This window comes from Microcoleus sp. AT3-A2, assembly GCF_036705685.1.
In the GTDB taxonomy this organism is placed as follows: Bacteria; Cyanobacteriota; Cyanobacteriia; order Cyanobacteriales; family Microcoleaceae; genus Microcoleus.
The window spans coordinates 55,420-76,493 of record NZ_JAUBVF010000022.1; the positions used below are offsets into that span (position 1 = coordinate 55,420).

Below are 21,074 nucleotides of genomic sequence, written 5' to 3' on the forward strand. Positions count from 1 at the left end.
CTCAAATCAGGCGTAGGCATCGAACTCCCCGGTCTTGGTGCGGGTACCGAGCCTAATAGCGAACTGATATAAAACAAATAAGATACAGAAATTCGCAGCTACATTGAGCATCAAAAATATTACTGCTCTCGCGAGCAGACTCTCAGGTTTGTTATGCCACTCACCACCCCCAGTCTCAAAAATTTTATCGAGCCAGTGCCCCTGTGCCTCCAAACGGGTGCGCTAGCATCGCTGCAGTCAATTTTCAGCTCCTGCAACTGCGATCGAGTCGCAGTAGTCAACGAACAGCTACAGCCGCTGGGATTAGTATACCTCCGCAGCCTTTGGGCTTGGGGAGCCGATCGCACAAACGACGGGCAGCAACCTTTGTCAGAAAGCTCGATCGCGATCGAACCAGTCAGGGCATTACCCGCCGCTATGAGCGTCAGCGAATTCTGGCAGTACCTGCAAACAGAGGAACAGAACACCCCAGCCCGGTCAAACCGCCAAACCGCCGGCATTTCATCAAACAGCCCGATCGCCCTCACAGATGCCAGTGGTCAATTTTTAGGAATGCTAGACAGCCTGAGCCTGCTGCAATTCGCCGCACTTAACAGCAGCTCGCTCTGTAGCCTCACAGAGCAGGCAACAGCCGTCAAAGAAATCGAATTAAGACCAGTTTCCGAAGCCATCGCCACGGCCATAGACGCTCAAGTGCGCTTTCTAGAAGCAGGATTGAAACCTTCGGAAAACCTGAAATCCCTAGTCCAACTCCTAGAAAAACTCCCCCTGCCTCTGAGATTGCAAACCCCTACCGCACAAATAGTCAGCCAAAACGCAGCGTGGCGGATTTTGCTGGGAGCAGGCCCAGAACCCGTTCCAGAACCAGCAGCAAATTTGGGTAAAAACTCGCCCCGCAAACCAAGCCATTTAACAAGCGAATACAAGAGCGTGCAGTTAGAGGCCATCACCAAAGAATGCAGGAGCCTAGTAGGAGCAAGTAGATCGGGCGATTCCCTGCGGGATAGCTTCGCCGCGCGTGATTCAACCGCAGCCACCAGTTGCCCGCTGCCCTTGTACGCCGCCGCCTCCCCCTCAACCTTAACCGCTCCAGCTTGGTGCCCCACCGCCGGCAAACCAGATACCTATATTTGCGACTGCCCCGTACAAAAAGATCAAGAACGGATCTGGCAATTTGTCAAACAGCCGCTCTCAGACAAGCTAATTTTAGTAATGGGACAAGATGTCACCGAAGAACATTTAGTCGCCAAAGAATTAGCAGCGAAAAACGCAGATTTAATCCACCTCAACCGACTAAAAGACGAATTTTTATCCTGCATCAGCCACGAACTAAAAACCCCGCTCACCGCCGTCCTCGGTTTGTCCAGCCTCCTCAAAGATAAATTGATCGGAGAACTCAACGATCGCCAAACACGCTACGCCAAACTAATCCATAAAAGCGGGCGGCATTTGATGACAATAGTTAACGATATTTTAGACTTGACCAGGATGGAAACCGGTCAGCTAGAACTAATTCCCGAACCGGTCGAAATAGCATCAACCTGCCAAAGAGCCTTTGAACAAGCAAAACAACTGCAACAGCAAGAAGAAAAAAATCCTCCAGGCGCGAGCAAAACGGACGGTACAGCAAACGCAGAACCCTCCGCCCAAATAGAATTTACACTCGAAATAGAACCGGGACTGAGCCACTTAATTGCCGACGAACTGCGGTTGCGGCAAATGCTGGTTAACCTCCTTTCCAATGCCCTAAAATTCACCGAACTCGGCGGCAAAATCGGATTGAAAGTAAATGTTTGGGAAGGCTGGCTCGCATTCACAGTTTGGGACACTGGCATCGGCATCCCCGCCGACAAACAGCACCTGATATTTCAGAAATTCCAACAGCTTGAAAGCCCCCTCACCAGGCGCTTTCAAGGAACCGGACTGGGACTGGTACTGACTCAACGCCTAGCTCGGCTCCACGGCGGAGACGTTTCGTTTATTTCCTCCGAAAACCAAGGCTCTCAATTTACCCTGCTGCTGCCACCAAATCCTCCGGGAAACAGCAGCGAAGAAGCCTCGGCACCGGGAGCTGCTGAGGAAGAATTATTAAAACCCCAATATCCGACTCTGACCGCCAATTCTCGCTCTCGTTTAGTATTAATAGTCGAAGCAGTTCCCAAATATATCGAAGATTTAACCAACGTCATCTCAGGTTTGGGCTACCAAGTAATAGTCGCCCGTTCCGGCACCGAAGCGCTGGAAAAAGCTCGCAGGTTCAGTCCCGAAGCGATTTTCCTCAACCCGCTGCTGCCACTGCTGTCGGGTTGGGACGTGCTAACGCTGCTCAAGAGTGACCCGGATACCCGATCGATTCCGGCGATCGTCACAGCCACCAGAGGCGAAAAAGAACGGGCCAGTGTCAACAGGGCCGAAGGCTTTTTGAGCTTGCCGGTGGAAGAACCCGCTTTGCGGCGGCTGCTGGCAGACTTGATCGGTCACAGTAATGCTAGTAGCCCCAAAGTAAGGAGTCCTTTAACCGTGTTGTGGCTCAGCCCGCAAAACAGTTCGTCTCAAGGTTCCGCTTTACTGCTCAACCCCAACTACTGCCGGGTTTTAGAAGCAGACGACCTCGGCCAAGCAGAACTCGTGGCCAGAATTTGGCGGCCCGACGCGATCGTCTTGGATGGTACAAGTCAACTGCAAAACCCCTTAGCTTTTATCGAACAGTTAAGTCGGTCTCGAAATTTGGGTTCTCTCCCCTTGGTGACTTTAGACTCCCGAACTACACAACTGGCAAATAAAGTCAAAGGATTGTCGGTATTTCCCTGTTTAGCCACTAGCAGTCCCGACGACAGTGAAACTTCACCTACCGGGTTAATGCCAAGTGCTTTGTGGCAAGTGATTCAAGTTGCTGCGGGTATGAGTTGGAAGCCCAGCATTTTATTTGCTGACATTTCGACTTTACCCGATTTGCACTCCTCTTCTGGGGGGAACCCGACGGAAGAATTGGAACATTGCGCTCGATCGACAAATGCCGACATTCCCCTCCCCAATTCCCGCTTTTCTACTCCCAACTTTCAAGCTTTGATTCAGTACATCCAAACCGCAGGATTTCGAGGGTCGATCGCCCCGTGCTGGACAGAAGTTTTGCAGCAGTTGCAATATCAAAGCGTTGACTTAGTTTTGCTGTGCTTGCGAGATGCCCCCTCAGAATCAACCGCTATGCTGCAGGCCCTATCAAACCTGCGGCAAATGGCAGTAAAACTGCCAATTTTAGTCTGGGATTATCGGTCTGCTGTAAATTCGGAATCCGAGGCGATCGACTTTCTACTGCAAGAAGTATCTGCCAAAATTTTGCCTTCTTCCTTATCGGCAGCACAATTGTTAGACAAAATTCAACAGGCTTTATTAACTCACTCAAGTTCTAGAAAATGAAGGATTTACCAGGTTTTTAGTGAGGACTTCAGTCCTCTCTAAACCAGTAAATACAAACTCTTATTTCTGAGTGCAAACAGAGTTTTGGAATTCTTTAACGGAAAACCGCGAAGCGTTATTTATAGCAACCGACAAGACGGTTAGGAAGTTGTTAATGGCTGAAATGATTGATTTTATTGCTTCTTCCTTCTTCCTTCTTCCTTCTTCCTTCTTCCTTCTGCTATATTAACTCAGTGACGTTGCTAATAACTCATGATTTTGCCTATTTGTAGTGAGGTTCTTAGTCGTCTGTAAAACAGTGAAGAAAAATGGCCATCCTGAATGTAAACATAATTTGAGAAGTATTTAAATGAAAACCCAGAAGTGTTGCGAGTCAAGAAGCAATATCAAAACTCAAAAATATGAGTTATTATAGGCGATCGAGAAACCCTTATATTTTTTTCTGGGGCTGTACAGTGCCTAATCGCATTCCTTTAATATCTCTGCTACTCGCACTCGGTTTGGGGGCAATGCCCGAGCCTGCTGCCTGTCAGGCACTCCTGCCTTACACCCTGCAAATCGACTCGGCCCAACTCGAACAAACGGCCTTGAGCCTTGCAGAAGAAGCCGTCCAGCTAGCCAGACTGCAGCAGTACCAACTAGCGGTACCTAGAGCCGAACTCGCCACACAGTTAGCCCCAAAAAATGCTCAAACTTGGACTTTGTTAGGTAGCTTGTACCTTCAAGTCGAGGAGTTTGACAAAGGCATTGAAGCTTTGGGGCAAGCTCAATCTCTGTCACCAGAAAATCCATCAATTAAATTTGTCTTGGGAGAAGCTCACTTTCGCAAAGCGAACTACGAGAAAGCAGTCGAATATTTGCAAGCAGGGTTGAAACTAAAACCAGACACTCCAGGTGCATTATTTGATTTAGGCAATGCTTTTTATAAGCTGAAGCGATTTGATCAGGCGATCGCCCAATACGAAAAAGCCTTTGCTTTAGAAAAAAACCTGTGGCCGGCTATTAACAATATCGGATTAGTAAAATACGAAATGGGAGATGTTGATAGCGCCATCAAACGCTGGCAAGAAGCGATCGTGATCGACGACAAAGCAGCCGAAGCAATGCTAGCTCTAGCAGTAGCATTCTACACCAAAGGTGATAAAGAAAAAGGCTTAGCGATGGGAGAAGCAGCTCTAAAACTGGACAAACGCTATGCTACGGTAGAATATCTCAAAGAAAACCTCTGGGGCGATCGTTTAATCGCAGATACCCAAAAGTTGCTAGCCACTCCCGAAATGAAAGCAGCACTGGCTAAAATTCAAGACGCCCCACCCCCTCCCCAAATGTCGCCTTAATTGTAGTTAAGTTTGTAGTGAGGACTTCAGTCCTCAAAGCTTTTTTTAACTGAGAACCAACTATCTTATTCACGACTAAGACCAAAAAATAGTTGAATACGTTATGTAGGGGTAAGGTGCGCGCACAGCGCACCCTACCGATTGAGTTGGTGCGTAAGTTCTATTATTGCCACGAAGCAGTCGCTGTCTTCAATTCTCCAATCTAAAATCTAAAATCTAAAATCTAAAATCGCATGACCCCCCTAAGCTGGACAGAATTAGAAGCCCTCACAGACTTTGAAGTCGATCGCACAAACGGCCCCACCAACGCTCAATCCCGCTTGCGCCTCTTTGGTAAAACCGAATCCGATGTGCGAGTCACCCTGTACCGCGATAACCATGCTTGGTGTCCCTACTGCCAAAAAATCTGGTTGTGGTTAGAAGAAAAAGAAATCCCCTACCGCATTGAGAAAGTTACTATGTTCTGCTATGGGGAAAAGGAAAGTTGGTACAAGCGCAAAGTGCCATCGGGAATGCTACCGGCGATCGAACTAGACGGCCGCATCATCACCGAAAGCGATGATATCTTAATCGCCCTCGAACGAGTCTATGGCCCCTTGGGTTTGGGCATGGAAAACCCCGCAGTAATACCCATGCGGCGACTAGAGCGACTGCTATTTAGAGCCTGGTGCTCTTGGCTGTGCTACCCAGCAAGTTCAGCCAAAGTAGAACAACACAACCGCAACCAATTTATCAGCGTCGTCGCCCAAGTAGAAAAAGCCCTGGCTAGCACTCCGGGGCCTTATTTCCTCGATGAATTTGGCACGGCGGATGTGATATTTACGCCCTACGTCGAACGCATGAATGCCAGTCTTTACTACTACAAAGGCTACTCGATGCGCGAAGAAAACCCGCGCTTTGCTGACTGGTTTGCGGCGATGGAAACCCGCCCTACCTATCGCGGCACTCAGAGCGATTTTCACACCCACGTCCACGATTTACCACCTCAGATGGGCGGGTGTTATGAAAACGGCGAACCTCAGATGCTACTCAATAAAGCCCGCGTGGATAATGGGCCTTGGGCTGGATTGCCGGATGTGATGTATCCAGAACCGGAAACCTCTCGCGCTGAAGCACTTCATCGCGTCATTAAGCACCAGCGCAACATCGTTCGAGTCAATCCTGCTGATGACAAGTTATTCGATGAGGCTTTGCGTTGTGCTTTAACTTTGATGATGACTGGCGAAGTTTGTACGCCGCCGAGTGGTTCTGATGCGGCTTTGCGGTATTTGCGCGATCGGGTGAATGTGCCCCGCGATATGTCCATCTACGCAGCCAAGCGATTGAGGGAAGCGTTGGAGGAAACGGCGGCTTTGGTGGGTGATGGCCAAGGTTCTCCGATTCTGCTGAAGCATCGGCGAGATCAAGATCCGGCTAATTTTGTGTAGGATTCTGGGCATATCGGAATCAGACGGAATAGTTGAATTGTTTATCTGTCCTTGCTTTGGAGAAGATAACCGACGATCGCGCTCCACTCTCTCCCATGTCAAAATCGAGGCGATCGCCCCTGAAATTAACCCTTAGTAGTGGCGGTATAGCGATCGCTTAGTTTTTGGAGTCTCATATTTTCTTTGATCTCATCATGGGGAATTAAGACATATTTCCAAGGTTTGCCACCGTGCTTTAGCATATAGTCCGAAGCATATTGACACCATTGAACTGCGACATCTTTCTTAGCAAGCACTTGAGGATTGTCAATTTCATTTCGAGCTTTAGGTTCAAGCATATAGATAACTTCTTCTGTTTCAGCCACAAAATCTGGTTGATATTCTGAATATTTTCCCTGCCATTTGTAATAAAGCTGAAATTGTCCTTTTGCGGGTTTAAACCATTTGATTGCATCCCGTTCTAAAATCATTGCTAGTATTCTTTCTGCTTCCGATTCAAATTTCTGTTCTCGATAGAGGCATTTGGAGAAGCCTGTAAACAGATATTTGGACATATTGCTTTTGTCTCGTGGCGAAGATTGATAATCAAGGCAATTCTTAGCATTTGTAGTGTAGGCGCTCTCTTTTAGGGCTGTAAAACCTTTACTGATTTCGACTTCATAACCTGTTGTTTCTTCCCAGAAATTGGGCTGCATTTCACTATGGACAAAATTGGCAATTTCCCTTTGGTAAAAGCGTAAAACTTTGTGTGTATCTTCTTCGGATAAGTAGGTCATAAGATGGCTAAGAACTTGACCCGCAAGGTCATAGAGTAAATCAGCGTGTTCGTCATAGGCAATATCATCGAAGTTGACTAAATTTTTGACAATATAGTTTTCTAGCCGTGATTCTTCAAAGTTTTCTTTGATAATTCCCATAAATTCAACTTTATTCGTTGTTAGCGATTGAATGTGTAATTCTTCTTGGGAGGGAACGGGATAATTTAAGCCTGTGATATCTAGGGCAAAAGACCTGAAACCCGATCGCACTTGCCCTTTAGGAATAACAATAATCTTAGGAATATTGATGGTTTGCTGGATAACTAAATTCGTTGTTTTCGCAACGATCGCTTCAATATCTGGAGGTGCTATTATACCTTCAAGTTCCATTTGTGCGGGTTGATATTCTCTAGCTACGGCTTCGCGCACCCTTCCCTGAACTTTTGGGGATGCAAGATGGGCGGTGGTTGGGACTTCTTCGGGGCGGCTTTCAAGCTTTAGGATTTCTTGGTATGTAAGCTGTGCAATCTTTTGTTCTATAGGTGATTGAAATAGGGATTGTTGAATATTTTGGGGTTCTGTTGCAGGTAAATTATCAGGTAAATTAATGGGTTGTTCGGGGTGAAGTCCTAGATTTTGGGCTAGTTGCGATCGCGAAATTACTGTTTGTGTCTTTTGCTGTAAGTCTTCATCTGTGAGGATAATTTGTTTCAGGCGGATTTGGGATTCTGGGCGCTTTGCTTCATCGACAATTTCTTGAAATTTGTCATGGGCGACGATATTTAGGCGATCGACAATTTCTACACCTGTACGCATTCCATAGGGCAAACGCAAGCCCCGTCCGATAGATTGCTCAATCAGGATTTTAGAATTTGCGGCTCTCAGAGGGACAATTGTATAGAGGTTGGTGACATCCCAACCTTCTTTGAGCATATTTACATGGATAACTATTTCAGTAGGTTCATCGGTATGTTCTACTTTGAGCAATCTCTCTACCATTTCATCTTCTTGAGCGCCCGTTTTACTAGAATCAACTTGAATAACTTTATGTTTATAATTTCCTTCAGAAAACTCATCAGATTGAATGAGTTCCATGAGTTTTGAGGCGTGGGTAGTGTCACGGGCAATCACTAACAGAAAGGGTTTAACAATTTGTTTTCCAGTTTGAATAGCATAGGTTTCTAATTCAGCTTTAATATTTTCATGGAGATAGATGCCGTCTTCTAGTTTAAGACGCTCGATCGCGTCTGGTGACATGGCCCTAGGGTTAAAATCTTTGCGGGTGACGACGGCAGGATCTTTAACAAATCCATCGGTTATGGCAAGTCCGAGGGGATAGTCATAGATGACATTTTTGAAGGCTACTGAACCTTTATTGGTTTCGATAAAGGGTGTGGCGGTAAGTTCTAGCCCCATTAATGGTTTTAATTCGTTAATAGCGCGAACTCCTGCTGATGCGCGATATCGGTGCGATTCATCCATTAGAATTACGAGGTCTTTTAATAGAGACAGGTAATCAAAATAGCTTTCGCCAATATATTCGGATAGTCGTTTAATTTTAGGGCTTTTACCGCCGCGTACTTCCGAGTTGATTTTTGAGATATTGAAGATGTTGATTCTGCAACGGGAAAAATCAGGGATAATGGATGACGTGTCGTAATTATCTCCCGTAATGATTTCTGGCACACTGGTCACAAATTCAGAGATACCCGTAAATACATACTTTGAGGTATTGGGCGTAAAGTCGGTAATTAGTTTATTATAAATGGTTAGGTTTGGGGCAAGGATCAAGAAGTTTTTAATGTTATATTCTAGGTATAAGTAACTGATAAATGCGCCCATGAGTCGAGTTTTGCCAACACCTGTGGCTAGGGCAAAACATAGGGATGGAAAGTCGCGCTCGAAGTCAGTAAACGTTGCAAATTCTTTTTTGAAGGCGACTAAAAGTGTTTCTGTATCTGTGATGTCTGGGAGAAATAAAAGTTCACAAATGCCATCGAGAATTTCTAAGGATTCGCGCTGGGGATGGCGCAGACTGAGACGATTAGAAATATTATTAACAAGTTGTGGATTTCTCATAGGTATCTACGTCAAATAGTGTTAGTTGTCCGACCTTTGGGGGTGCTTTTGGCAAGTTTTCAATTTTGAGGCTGTAATCGTCATGTCCCCATTCACACCGTGAAAGGATTTGTTTAGGAATTTTTTTAACGGTGAGGTTTGGGAATATGTCGGTTTGACCTCGAAAAGCGGTACATAAAACAAGTAGGGTGCGCTCTTGTCCTACTTCGTCTGCAAGTTTGGATAGTTGTTCGTGACTAAGATTTTGGGTGGTGACATAGATAAAGTCACTTTCGGTGGAGTAGCCATGTTGCCAATAGAAGGTATCTGATGGTGCGTAAGTGAAACCTTCGATTTTGCAGAGTGCTTCGGCAAGCATCGCGGCGTTATAGGTTTTGTTGATAACCCAGTTATCCCATTTGTCTTTTTCTAGTAGCGATGGTGCAAGACGATAGTAACGGAATCCACCGCCACCTTTCCAGTTAACTGCTTTGCTAATTCCACCTTGATCTTCGCCATCAATTACTTTTTTAAGTCGGGGAATAATATGGGTATGACAATGTTCGCCAAGTTCAATCATAATCCATCGTCTTCCCATTTTCTGCGCGACTGCGCCTGTTGTTCCTGAACCTGCAAAAGAGTCAAGAATAAGATCACCTGGATTAGTAGCAATACTAATAATCCGAAACATTAAGTTCTCTGGCTTAGGTGTTTCAAAAGAAGCTTTTTCACCAAATAATAGTTCAAGTTCTCTAGCTGCATGTTGATTAAAGCCAACGTCATCCCAAATCGTAGGTGCTGTCATTCCTTGTTTAGCTTCAAAGGCAAAAAGTTTACGCATTGGAGTTTTTGAAGTACCATTTTTTCCCCAAAAGAGCCGATTGTCTGCTTGAAGGCGCGACATTTCTTCTTTATTATGTCGCCAACAGGTACCTTGGCGAGGCCATACTTGTTCGCCTGTAAAAGGATTGGTTATTGGGTAATATAAACTTTCTACAAATCTTCCTCCCTTACCATTTGCAGTTGTGTCAATTTTTCTGAATGAACCTCGTGGATCTGGACCATTAGGTTCTTCAAAAACTCGATATTGCGAATCAGCTTTCTCTGTTCTAGGCATTAGTTGAAATGATTCCTCGGCTAAGGTTTTTTTACTACTAAGATGCCGAGACTTCCCCCAAACTAAAATATGATCGTGAACTCCTCCAATTTTCCGATCATTAGGTGCTCCATCACGCTTTTTCCAGCAGATGTCTGCAATGAAACAATTACGACCAAATATCTCATCACACATAACTTTTAAATAATGTGCTTCATTGTCATCAATCGTGATCCATAAAGAACCATCATTCGATAATAAATTACGCAAAATCTCTAAACGATCGCGCATTAAACCAAGCCAGAGAGAATGTTCAATTCCATCATCATAATGTTCAAAAGCTGAGCCTGTATTATATGGCGGATCAATAAAAATACACTTAACTTTTCCTGCAAACTCAGACTCTAAAGCCTTGAGAGCCAACAAATTATCCCCAAAAATTAAGCGATTATCAAAAATATCATTTTCACTCACCTGATGAGCAGCATGATAAGATATTTCTGGATCTTCCAGCAAAATTCGCGGCTCCAGCTTGGGGCGAATATCCTTACCAATCCATGTTAATTCTAGTCTCTGCTTCTTATTCATAATTAATATCTATCTTACCAGTTAAACTGTAGGTATATTCGGATTTTAAGCCTGAGCATCCCTGCGATCTAACTCCTGCATCACTTCACTCGTTAAAGGCATAACATCTGTGATATTCCTAAAAATAGCAAGATATCCCTTGTTGTCACTAGCAAAGTTCGATTCAGCAACCGTGTAAACAACCTCAGCAAGCTCTAACCCAATTCGTGAAAGTTGCATTTTATCGTCATCAGACAAATAAACTTCCTGCTTATTCAGCAAACGTTTATAGCGTCTTGCAAGAATATCCAGAATAAAAAATCTACCGTGCTTATAAAACTTTTTTTGTTGACCTGTTGCAGCCTGTTCTGAAGCCGAAAAAATTTCATCCAGATATTGAAAGATTCGCACATAACGACAAAGCGTAACTCCTGAAAGCCCATCACTAAACAATATATCATAATAACGCTTATAAAGCTGACTAATTTCTCTCTTTGCAGCAACCACTATTTCCGTATCACCGCTAAAACAAGCAAGGGCAACGGCCGCCTGTTCAATCGTAATTGCATCCTGAAGCCGCTCCCCCGATGGTCGATATTCATAAACAATATTCGATACCATACATTCCTGTCGCAAACGTTCTTGATTGGAATCTAACGCGGCAAAATAAACATCGCGCACAGCATTTTGCGTATTTCTTGCCCCAGTAATTTTTTCGCCAATATTATCAGTCTCCGTCCCCACTTCAATAATTGTAACTAATAACTTTGCATCAGCAGATATTGAGCCACTAACCTGATAAACAGAAGCGATCGCTCCTACCGTTTGCGCTCCATTTACGACGGAAAAATCTTTTAAAGTAAATTGAGTTGATTCCTGGTTATGTCCCGATGGCAGACTAATTACCGAACAAGTAATAGTCAAACCATTGTTGAGATAAAATAGTTCAGATGGTTGATTTTTGACAGTTTCCGCAATCGCTAAGTTAACATCCTCTGCACCTAGATAATAACGGATATTTTTCTCAAAAAGCGACTTATTATGCTGTTGATATAAAGAGGCAAGTTCTGAAGCCTTAACCAATCCATAAAAAGCCCTACGCGGCCGATCTAAACAATGCCAGTTTTCCAATGTCAAGACTACATCAAAAGGGGCGATCGCTTGTTTTGCGGTCAACCAACCATGTGTTATGGTAATATTTAAATCTTGCCATTCAAAACGTTGATCGAACTGATTCAGTTCACTTTTTAACTGATTAAGATCCGTAATCACATGAGAACTCAGGCTTTCATCAAGATATATATTACAGCCAACTATTTTTACCCCGTTAGTATTTAAAGCATCTTCAACATCTTGCTGCAACCGCGCAAAGCCATCATTAAATTTCTGAAAACGTTGATGGACTAAATCTCTAATCCCATCACAAAATTTTTTATTATCACCCATATTCGGAGCATTCCCCGCCTTAGCCTGTACCAACAAAAGCAATTTTTTCATCCGATCGAAATAAATGGCATCAATCCCATTATCATTTTCCCCATTGACAATTGAGTTAGCCGCTTGAGCAGGGGTAAGATCGGCAAGATTGGCGATCGCAAATGCAGCCAAAGAACGACTCAATCGATTTTTTTCATGTTGCTCTGGTGTCCAGTTCCTCTGAAGCTGCGCGGTCATTTGAAAATAATCCTGCTTTAGTACCTCAATAACTTGACTTTTTTGGTAATGTAAAATTTGATTTTTTTTCATTGTTGGGAGATTGATACTCTTTTAAAAAATACTATCAGTTTTTGTGATTAAAAAATGCGACTATTAAAACTATCGCACTACTGAATCAATTCAGAGAAAAAAGAAACAAAGAGGAGGGTTTTTAACAGTTTCCCCCCTTCCTCTTCATATCTAAAAATCTTGCAATTGAGCAGTTTGAACGGCGACTTCTTTAATCTGGGCACCGCGGCGCACCTTCAGTTTTAAAATTTGACCGATTTTGCTGTTGTCCACCAAACTTTGCAACTGTTCGGCCTCAGTCACTCCCTCACCATCAATTTGAACTATCACATCCCCTTTGCGAATCCCTGCTTTCTCAGCAGGGGTGTTGGGCACAACTCGCATCACTAACACTCCGTTAACTTCCGGGACAATCAAAGGAGCATTGGGGTCAGAATTATTCTCTCTGGCCATTTCAGGAGTCAAAGCAATCATCTGAATCCCCAAAAACGGATGGCTGACTTGTTCTCCCTTGGCTAACTGCGCGTAGATGGCCTTGGCTTTGGCGATCGGAATCGCAAAGCCAATACCCATTGCGTCGGCTCGAATCGCCGTGTTGATGCCAATCACTTCTCCTCTGCTGTTTAGCAGGGGGCCGCCGGAATTGCCGGGATTGATGGCGGCGTCGGTTTGAATAAAATCAAGGCGCTTGTCGGGAATGCCGACGGCTGCACTAGAGCGTTTGAGGGTGCTGATAATGCCCAAGGTGACGGTGTTGTCAAATCCGAGGGGGTTGCCCACGGCGATCGCCCAATCTCCCACTTTCACCGCGTCGGAATCTCCCAAGGTGGCAGTCGGTAAGTCCAATTGCTTAGTATTAATTTTGACAACTGCCAAATCTGTTACTTCGTCAGTACCTTGTACTTCTCCTGGAAATGTCCGCCCGTCATTCAAGGTGACAGTCACTCGATCGGCTTTGTCAACTACGTGAGCGTTGGTTAAAACAATCCCGCTTTTGTCAATGATGAAGCCGGAACCTTGACCGCGTAAGCGTTCTTGTCTGGGGGTCATGCTGCGTAAATCTTCTCCCAAAAATCTGCGGAAGAATGGGTCTTCCATTAAGGGGTCGAGGTTGCGACTGACAGTGCGCTCGGTATCAATACGAACAACTGCTGGCCCGACTCGATCGACTGCCGCCGTCACAAAACTGCCGGTATCCCCTGGGAGTTCAGGACTCCGCAGCGCTAACAGTTGCGGATTCGCGGGGGTGGCGGGGGAACTCTGGAAGTGTAAGTTGGGCGGATTGCTGCCATCAGCGGCGGCAGCGGGTGCAGCATTGATTGCTAACGCACTCAGGGCGATCGTCATTCCTAAAATTAGTGCGAACCAACGAGCACCGATTCGAGGGGCGGGGCGAAAAAACTTAAATAGTCGCATAGCGTCAATCTTTGTTAGTCTGGGTTAGTCTGGTAAGGGTGTGCGATCGTGCGGACTCAATAATCGGCCACTATGAAGATCCTAAATATATTTTGACAGTTACAATACATGAGTCACGAGCCCGCACCAACTCCACATATTCTGAATTCTAACTTTTAAATTTCCCTCGTAACCCCGATGATTCTATCTGATACTTCTACTGACAAATCCTTGCCCTCAAATTCCCACCACCATCACGACGCTGAATCAGTCCATCCTCACCATCACGATGAAGAATCGATGCGGCGACTGGTAAATCGCTTGTCTCGGATTGAGGGACACGTCCGCGGCATTAAAACAATGGTGCAAGAAAACCGTCCTTGTCCCGAAGTTCTCGTGCAAGTTGCTGCGGTTCGAGGCGCGCTCGATCGCGTAGCGAGAATCATTCTTGACGAACACTTAACTGAGTGCATTGCCCGAGCCGCTAAAGAAGGTAATATCGATACGGAAATCGAAGAGTTGAAAGCGGCTTTGGATCGGTTTTTGCCTTAGCCACTGCCAATTTTTACCTCCATATAACAAAACCTGCAAATTAGACAAAACTTGCAAGTTATGATTGATGACCAATTTTTTAAGCATCTTTCACAAACAGGGGAAAAGCATCACCTATTCTTCCCCTCACCCCATTGCCACAACATATAATTTATATGCTTCGCAGTTTATGGGAGCGAGTTTTGTTAAAAAAGAATTAGTCAGGTGTTTCGTGACGAAGGAACTCCTCAAAAGCTCCAAAAGCTGACTGCAAACCATTAGATAATCGGTGATTAATCCGAGGGGGTATGAACTGTCTAGACTTTCGTCAGCTTGGCTTTGAGCTGGTATCTGACTGTTGCGTAAACCGCTTTATAGGAAGCTTCAATGCTGTATTCCTGCTGCAACCACTCTTGAATTTCTCCATAGCTTTTAAAGCCTTCCTGGGGGTCGCTGAGGCGCATTGCCAAACTAGCGCGGGCCACAGGAGGGATTGCCGGCTTACGGCCGCCGCTGTGCTTTGTTTCGAGGAGTCCTTCGAGTCCGTAAGATCGGTACTTTCTCAGCCACCGCTGCACTGTAATTCGGTTTACCCCGATGGTCATTGCTAATTCTTTAACTGTCTTAACGTGAGAAATTTTGAACAGGTAAAGTGCTTGAATTTTTTGAAAGCCGCTTGCTGTTTTTTGTTCCGTTAACAGGTTTTTTAGTTCGTCAATTGTCTCTGTGATGCTAAGTTTACATACTCCAGCCATATCAATTACCTCACGATTCGCGTTCTACAATACCTTTGTTTGACAATGGAGCAAAAGCTGCTCCTCTCCTAAATGCTGACCTTTTGTTTGCCCTGAAGCAAGACAAAAGCGATCTTTCTCATTAAACTTTTTCCTTCCTGGAGGCACTCAGGCGCTCAGAAACCGGGTTATTTTAACCTGGAGCAAGGTTGCAACGATTTTTTTTGTAAAAAACCAGGTTTCTGGGTCAGTTTTGTATTTGATGGACAAGCGTCATTGCTAATACTGATAGCCGTTAACCGATCGACTTTAACATTAGTGGCAATAGGTGACTCTTAAGGAATACCATTTATTCTTTTATTGTTAAACATCTATCATGGTTTTCCTGGTATTTATTGGTATTTTTTGCGAACGTATGGGCGATTTTTAGTCATTAGGTGCTAGCAAACAAGCGAATGTCTCTACACCAGCGATCGCATTTTTATACAGACATTCCCCTAGTCCCAGAAGTGCATTTTTGGCTTTCGCTGTGCGAAAAATCCTTAGATATCAGCACTCTCATCGGTCAGAGCCGGTAGCGCCGAGTGACGTTGCAACCGACTTTCTTGCCGCGGGCAAGTATCCGTGAAACTACTGGCTTTATCGCCAATTGAGTAAAACACGACGAGGGTGGCATTGTCAATTTTTTAGCATTACAGTATAAGTATCGGCTATTTTTGCCCGCCTGCTGTGATCGAAAGCGGAGTTTCTATGTGATTCTACTAGCATTTTTTTGTGATCTTCGTCACGCTAGCACTCAGTAAGCTCAACTACCCACAAAAAGTTATGGGTTCGATCGGAGTTTCCACGTAGAATCTTTGGGATTTAGTTAGGAAGTGCGATCGAACTTGTTGTTAAAATTTTTTAATGTTAATTTTTAACCAGAGGGAAGAAAGAATGCAGCTTTTTCCTTCACCCTCACCAAACCATCTAATTTATACTCAAACCTTGCAGATTGAGGGAAGTTTCAGGCTGGGTGTGAATATTTCAGAATCTAAAATTGCAGAACATCCGGTGCAACCAGCTTGCTGACAGTATTCTTCATTTAAAAGGTGTAGAGAAGCCACAATGAACGTTGACGAACTGCTCAAGCTATATGCAATAGGAGAAAGAAATTTTAGTGGGGTCTACCTGCACGAGGTCTACCTCTACGAAGCAGAATTGATTGGAGTCAATCTGTATGAAGCCGACCTGATTGGAGCCAATCTCAGCAAAGCCAAACTTAACAGAGCCAACTTTGGCAAAGCCAATTTGTGCAAGATTAATTTGAGCAAAGCAGACTTAGGTGGAGCCGACCTCACGGAAGCACTTTTAGTTGAAGCTAACCTGCATCGAGCTGAGTTGATGGGAGCAAATCTCAGCAAAGCAGACTTGAGCGGAGCTTCTCTGATCCAAGCAAGTTTAATTGGTGCCAACATATCTCGAGCAACACTCAGCCATGCAGACTTGCATGGAGTAAATCTTTACGGAGTAAACTTGCGTAGGGCGGTGCTCACAGAATGCGATTTAATTGGGGCAAACTTGAGTAAAGTAGACCTTAGCGGAGCCGACTTAATGGGGGCGAGTCTAATTAGGGCAGACTTGACTGAAGCGATTTTAAGTGCGTCAGACTTAAGCGGAGCAAATCTGTTGGGAGCCAACCTTACAAAAGTTAACCTGAGCGGAGTATATCTTAAGGGTACAACGATGCCCGACGGCACGATTCACGACTAATTTATTTGTTAATTTTTATGGTTGCCGAGAACAGCGGCTAAAGGGTAATGAGCTTTTCATTACCCTAATTTATTGGCAGCGAAATCTTTATTTGACACTAAGGTAAGGCCGAGAACTTCAATGTAGGGTGCTGATGGCGCACAGAACTCCTACATACGCCAAGTCAAAGATTTGTTGGGTGAACTTGTGTTATGGTGATTTTCAATTGCTTCGAGAAAAGCTATTTTAGATTTAATATTTTGGATTTGGGACGGTTAAAATGAAACTCAGAATCCTCGCTGCTGCAACGCTGCTAAGCGCGATCGCCCCGATCGCTCCTGCTGCAGCCGAGAACATCCAACACACGCAACAATTACTAGCCACCCGACAGTGCCCCAACTGCGACCTCAGCAGTGCGGGCTTGGTTTTAGCCAATTTAACCGGAGCCAATCTCAAAGGTGCTGACTTGAGATTGGCTAACCTCAGCCGAGCCAACCTCACCGGGGCTGACCTCAGCGGTGCCAACCTCACCGGCACCAGCCTGTTTGGCGTCAACTTGACGGGGGCCAACCTCAGCGGTGCCAACCTCAGCGGTGCTGACTTGAGAAATGCCTATCTCAGCGGCGCCAATTTGCTCAACGCCAATTTAACTAACGCGCAACTGCTCGGAGTTAGAGGAATGCCAACCAATATTGGCACCGCTGAAGACTTCTACCGGTTGGGAGTGCTGGAAGCTCAAGCAGGAAACTACAGAAACGCCATTGATTATTACAATCAAGCCCTGAATCTGAAATCGGATTTAGCAGCCGTTTATTTTGCGCGCAGTATGTCTCGCGCTGACTTGGGAGAGTTCGCCGGTGCGACTCAAGACGCTGCAATAGCAAACCAACTGTTTGCAGCTCAAGGAAATCCCCAAGGTCAGGAGTTGTCAAAGCAGTTAGGCGAAGCCATTGTTGCGCGCCAAAAGCCTACGGAACCCCGCACTTCCAGCCGCGGCGACTTTATGAGTCTTCTCGGTTCGATCGGTTCTGTGCTGGTGAAGCTAATGTTGCCTTGACCAAGAATTTCTTGATGGTACCCGCCACGTGATTTATCCGTGGAATCAATCCAAAATCGAAAATCGAAAATCCTCCAGCCCCCGCATTTATTCGTGGGGTCGCCTCTAAAATCTAAAATCTAAAATCTAAAATCGATTGACGGTTGCCTAATTCAGGGGAATCTCGATCCAGAATTCTGTACCATGACCGGATACAGAAACACATTTAAGTACGCCTTGGTGTTTCTCAACTACAATTTGGTAACTGATAGACAGTCCTAAACCCGTGCCCCGACCGACGGGTTTAGTAGTAAAAAACGGATTAAATATGTGAGAGATTAACTCTTTCGGGATGCCGTGACCATTGTCGGCAATGCAAATTCCTACCGTTTTTTCATCGATTAATTGGGTGCGAATCCGAATGCAAGGGGATGGGAAATCAGGAATCAAATACTCGGTGGTGGCATTTATATCTCCTGACTCAATAGGCAGTATTTGGGAGCTTAAATGCGTCGCCGCTGCACTTGCCGCTTTAAAGGGAAGATTCATAACTCGCTCTTTTTTTCCCATTTCTAGGGCGTCAAGGGCATTACCGATCAGATTCATAAATACCTGATTGAGCGAGCTGGCATAGCATTCTACTAAGGGCAAATTGCCGTATTCTTTAATAATTTCTACGGTGTTGTGATCAGAATTGGCTTTGATCCGGTGCTGCAAAATCAACAGGGTACTGTCTATACCCTCGTGAATGTCAACGGCTTTTTTCTCGGCTTGATCGCTCCTGGAAAAATTACGCAAAGAGACAACTAACTGGCGGATGCGCTCAACTCCGACTGTCATGGAACCCAAAATTTTGGGCAAATCTTCGGCAAGAAATTCGATGTCGATTGCTTCGGAACACTCGCTAATTTCTGGGTTGGGATTGGGGTAGTGCTGGCGGTAGAGTTCCACCAAGCAGAGCAAATCTTTGGTGTATTCGCTGGCGTGCGACAGATTGCCGTAGATAAAGTTAACGGGGTTATTGATTTCGTGGGCGACTCCGGCCAGGAGTTGTCCAAGACTGGACATTTTTTCGGTTTGAATCAGTTGGGCTTGGGTATTGTGCAGTTCTGTGACTGTTTTAGCTAGCTGTTCGGCTTTTAATCGATCGGCAGTTGCTGCATTGAGACTTTCTTGATAAAGTTCTGCTTGGTGAATGGCGATCGCAGCTTGAGCCGCTAAATGTTGCACCAATTCCTGTTCTGCTGTTTGCCAAACTCTCGGTCCCGAACACCCATGGGCAATCAGCAACCCCCACAATTGCGAATCTTTGCCGATCATGGGTACAATTAAACTTGCTCTCACCTGCAAATCTTCCAAAAATTCGCGGTGACAGGGTGTTAAATCATCAGTATAAATATCATTAATTGCTCGCACCCGTCCGGCTCGATAAAAGCAGTCTGAGCCTTCGGAAAAGCATCCTTGTGGAGATGTGATACCTAAAATGGATCGCCACTCGCCACAAACAGCTTCGACAACTACCTCGCCCTGTTTGTCTGCTGCAAATTGGTAGATTACCGTGCGATCGGTATCCAACAAAACTCTGACTTCTCGTACAATAGTTTGCAGTATGATTTTTAAATCTAAGGTGCTGCGAATCTGGTCTCTAACTCGCGTCAATACTTTGGCAAAGTCCAAGGATTTTTGCAATTGGGCGGTGCGTTCTTGAACTTGGCGCTCCAAGTTGGCATTCAGGGTCTGCACTTCTTTATAAAGAACGTACTGCCCAATTGCCGAACAAAATTGGCTGCCTATAGCTAAAGCTTGCTCAATTTCCTCGTACTTCCACTCGGGCGACTGACCTTTTTTTATTTCTCGCCAGAGTTCAAATGATTGTCTGGGAAGGGTTTGTTCAGCGCTGGTGTCAAAGCGCCCCGCCCACATTTTTTCGGTATCAATTGCATTGCGAAAAATGGTCAAACAGCCGACTACTTGTTGTTTGTAGTGGAGGGGAATTACCAGCAAACCCCGAATTTTAGTAGCTTGGAAAGCAGGAACTAAAACTCTAAATAGAGGTTCTTTGTATAAGTCTGTAATTATCCCAACAGGTAATTGAGAATTAGTAAAAATTGGAAATTTGGGAAGTTCTTCAGTATTTTTGAATCCTTTGGTTAGCCATTCCTGCCAGAGGGGATGAGCTTCGATCGCCTTAACTTTTTCCCAGTTGGGAAGTGTCGGTTGTTCTCCTGTGGTGAACAGTTCAAAGGTAGCATCACTGTGGGCCGAGGCAATTGGCAATCCTCCTTCAATCTTGGGAGCGGATAACTTTTCACCGTTGATTTTCGGCTGGTTGAGATAGAGTCTGCCGCCGCTACCGCCCAAAGCGGTGACGGTGGCCTCTAAACCCTGTTGCAGTTGAATGTTGACGTGACCATACAACAGGGCTGCTATGCGGCTCACGGTAGCTTCGCGGGCAGCTTGAGAGCGGGTTTGCTGGAGGAGGAGCGCATGGGCGATAGCGCTAGACAATTGATCTGATACGAGCTGAACTACTTCTAAATCTGCTGGTGAAATATTGAGGGGCGCAGAGTGGTGAGACACTAAAAGTCCCCACAGTTCGATGTGAATTTTTTGATTATTTCCTGGCTCGTATCGAGTCAGACACGTGGCCGCCTCGCAGATATCTGTTTTGCTGTTTTCCGACGCAATCCTGCGGTGCAAAATCGGCACGACTAAGGAAGATTGCACTCCCATTGCCATCAGGTAAGCTGTGTGGCAAGGATCGAGCGATCTGTAGTGGATCTCTTCATTTACTAAAGGTTGACCGGTGTCTGCAGCATCGAGGGGACTCAGGACGATCGTCCCTGAGTTAACATCTATTATTGTCCGCTGGCGCAAAGTGACATACATCTCCCTGGCGCTCGCGGGAATGTCGTCTGCTGGAAAGTGTAGTCCTTTCAAGGAAGGGAGACAGTTGTTATTAATTGACTCAGCAACAACTTCTCCACTTCCGTCGGCACTAAATCTGTAAATCATAATGCGATCTGTTTTCAAAAAAGACCGCACTTCTGCTACTGTACTGGTTAAAATATCTTCTAATTCTAGAGATTGGCGAATGCGTTCTGTTATCCGCCGCATCAAAACTTCTCTGTCTAGTTTATAATGTAATTCTTGCGTATTTTCTCTGAGTTGCATAAATCTCCTTTTGTACTTATACAATAATAAGAAGTTTTGATGTGCTGTTGGATCGTTCAAACTCAAATCCCTCACCCTGAGTTTTTGA

General features: G+C 45.1%; 13 protein-coding genes. 7 read left to right on the plus strand and 6 right to left on the minus strand.

The window, feature by feature from the left end:
- Positions 1-153 precede the first annotated feature (153 nt).
- The 3 genes from QUB37_RS14690 to QUB37_RS14700 all read left to right on the plus strand — a co-directional run bounded on the left by QUB37_RS14690 (position 154) and on the right by QUB37_RS14700 (position 6,181).
- Positions 154-3,417: an ATP-binding protein gene (locus tag QUB37_RS14690; RefSeq protein ID WP_333163124.1), complete on the plus strand. Its 3,264-nt coding sequence runs from the start codon at positions 154-156 to the stop codon at positions 3,415-3,417.
- 455 nt (positions 3,418-3,872) lie between these two features.
- On the plus strand, positions 3,873-4,754 hold the full coding sequence (locus QUB37_RS14695) for a tetratricopeptide repeat protein (protein WP_445300029.1): 882 nt from the start codon (positions 3,873-3,875) through the stop codon (positions 4,752-4,754).
- A gap of 233 nt (positions 4,755-4,987) precedes the next feature.
- Entirely contained in the window at positions 4,988-6,181 is a 1,194-nt protein-coding gene (locus QUB37_RS14700) for a glutathione S-transferase family protein (RefSeq protein WP_333163127.1), read from the plus strand.
- Between the two features lie 125 nt (positions 6,182-6,306).
- On the opposite strand, the gene QUB37_RS14705 is transcribed toward QUB37_RS14700, so the two are convergent.
- The 4 genes from QUB37_RS14705 to QUB37_RS14720 form a co-directional block, all read right to left on the minus strand.
- Positions 6,307-9,018 (minus strand): DEAD/DEAH box helicase family protein, encoded by a 2,712-nt coding sequence (locus QUB37_RS14705; RefSeq protein WP_333163129.1) that lies wholly within the window; start codon positions 9,016-9,018, stop codon positions 6,307-6,309.
- Positions 8,996-10,681: a site-specific DNA-methyltransferase gene (locus tag QUB37_RS14710; RefSeq protein WP_333163132.1), complete on the minus strand. Its 1,686-nt coding sequence runs from the start codon at positions 10,679-10,681 to the stop codon at positions 8,996-8,998. Before QUB37_RS14710 ends, QUB37_RS14705 begins: the two co-directional genes overlap by 23 nt.
- 45 nt (positions 10,682-10,726) lie before the next feature.
- Positions 10,727-12,406 carry an AIPR family protein gene (locus QUB37_RS14715; protein ID WP_333163134.1) on the minus strand — a complete coding sequence of 560 codons (1,680 nt, stop codon included), beginning with the start codon at positions 12,404-12,406 and terminating at the stop codon, positions 10,727-10,729.
- Positions 12,407-12,556: 150 nt separating this feature from the next.
- On the minus strand, positions 12,557-13,801 hold the full coding sequence (locus QUB37_RS14720) for an HhoA/HhoB/HtrA family serine endopeptidase (protein ID WP_333163136.1): 1,245 nt from the start codon (positions 13,799-13,801) through the stop codon (positions 12,557-12,559).
- 177 nt (positions 13,802-13,978) lie between these two features.
- Between QUB37_RS14720 and QUB37_RS14725 the strand changes: the two genes are divergently transcribed.
- Positions 13,979-14,332: a metal-sensitive transcriptional regulator gene (locus QUB37_RS14725; RefSeq protein WP_333163138.1), complete on the plus strand. Its 354-nt coding sequence runs from the start codon at positions 13,979-13,981 to the stop codon at positions 14,330-14,332.
- Positions 14,333-14,628: 296 nt separating this feature from the next.
- Here QUB37_RS14725 and QUB37_RS14730 read toward each other — a convergent pair whose 3' ends face one another.
- A complete protein-coding gene (locus tag QUB37_RS14730; RefSeq protein WP_333163140.1) occupies positions 14,629-15,066 on the minus strand; it encodes a helix-turn-helix domain-containing protein in 438 nt (145 codons plus the stop codon).
- Positions 15,067-15,500: 434 nt separating this feature from the next.
- On the opposite strand from QUB37_RS14730, the gene QUB37_RS14735 reads away from it, so the two are divergent.
- From QUB37_RS14735 to QUB37_RS14745, 3 genes are all read left to right on the plus strand, one after another.
- Entirely contained in the window at positions 15,501-15,623 is a 123-nt protein-coding gene (locus QUB37_RS14735) for a hypothetical protein (protein ID WP_333163142.1), read from the plus strand.
- 529 nt (positions 15,624-16,152) lie between these two features.
- Complete coding sequence (locus QUB37_RS14740) at positions 16,153-16,797, plus strand: pentapeptide repeat-containing protein (RefSeq protein WP_333163144.1); 645 nt, start codon at positions 16,153-16,155, stop codon at positions 16,795-16,797.
- Between the two features lie 259 nt (positions 16,798-17,056).
- Positions 17,057-17,833 carry a pentapeptide repeat-containing protein gene (locus QUB37_RS14745; RefSeq protein ID WP_333163145.1) on the plus strand — a complete coding sequence of 259 codons (777 nt, stop codon included), beginning with the start codon at positions 17,057-17,059 and terminating at the stop codon, positions 17,831-17,833.
- A 147-nt stretch (positions 17,834-17,980) separates the two neighbouring features.
- Here the strand turns inward: QUB37_RS14745 and QUB37_RS14750 are convergent, their stop codons facing one another.
- Positions 17,981-20,986 carry a GAF domain-containing protein gene (locus tag QUB37_RS14750; protein ID WP_333163147.1) on the minus strand — a complete coding sequence of 1,002 codons (3,006 nt, stop codon included), beginning with the start codon at positions 20,984-20,986 and terminating at the stop codon, positions 17,981-17,983.
- Between the last annotated feature and the right edge of the window lie 88 nt (positions 20,987-21,074).

Excerpts from the sequence above, each read along its gene's own strand:
- QUB37_RS14690 (WP_333163124.1), top strand. The coding sequence starts at position 154 with ATGCCACTCACCACCCCCAGTCTCAAAAATTTTATCGAGCCAGTGCCC.
- QUB37_RS14700 (WP_333163127.1), top strand. The coding sequence starts at position 4,988 with ATGACCCCCCTAAGCTGGACAGAATTAGAAGCCCTCACAGACTTTGAA.
- QUB37_RS14705 (WP_333163129.1), bottom strand. The coding sequence starts at position 9,018 with ATGAGAAATCCACAACTTGTTAATAATATTTCTAATCGTCTCAGTCTG.
- QUB37_RS14710 (WP_333163132.1), bottom strand. The coding sequence starts at position 10,681 with ATGAATAAGAAGCAGAGACTAGAATTAACATGGATTGGTAAGGATATT.
- QUB37_RS14715 (WP_333163134.1), bottom strand. The coding sequence starts at position 12,406 with ATGAAAAAAAATCAAATTTTACATTACCAAAAAAGTCAAGTTATTGAG.
- QUB37_RS14720 (WP_333163136.1), bottom strand. The coding sequence starts at position 13,801 with ATGCGACTATTTAAGTTTTTTCGCCCCGCCCCTCGAATCGGTGCTCGT.
- QUB37_RS14725 (WP_333163138.1), top strand. The coding sequence starts at position 13,979 with ATGATTCTATCTGATACTTCTACTGACAAATCCTTGCCCTCAAATTCC.
- QUB37_RS14730 (WP_333163140.1), bottom strand. The coding sequence starts at position 15,066 with ATGGCTGGAGTATGTAAACTTAGCATCACAGAGACAATTGACGAACTA.
- QUB37_RS14735 (WP_333163142.1), top strand. The coding sequence starts at position 15,501 with ATGTCTCTACACCAGCGATCGCATTTTTATACAGACATTCCCCTAGTC.
- QUB37_RS14740 (WP_333163144.1), top strand. The coding sequence starts at position 16,153 with ATGAACGTTGACGAACTGCTCAAGCTATATGCAATAGGAGAAAGAAAT.
- QUB37_RS14745 (WP_333163145.1), top strand. The coding sequence starts at position 17,057 with ATGAAACTCAGAATCCTCGCTGCTGCAACGCTGCTAAGCGCGATCGCC.
- QUB37_RS14750 (WP_333163147.1), bottom strand. The coding sequence starts at position 20,986 with ATGCAACTCAGAGAAAATACGCAAGAATTACATTATAAACTAGACAGA.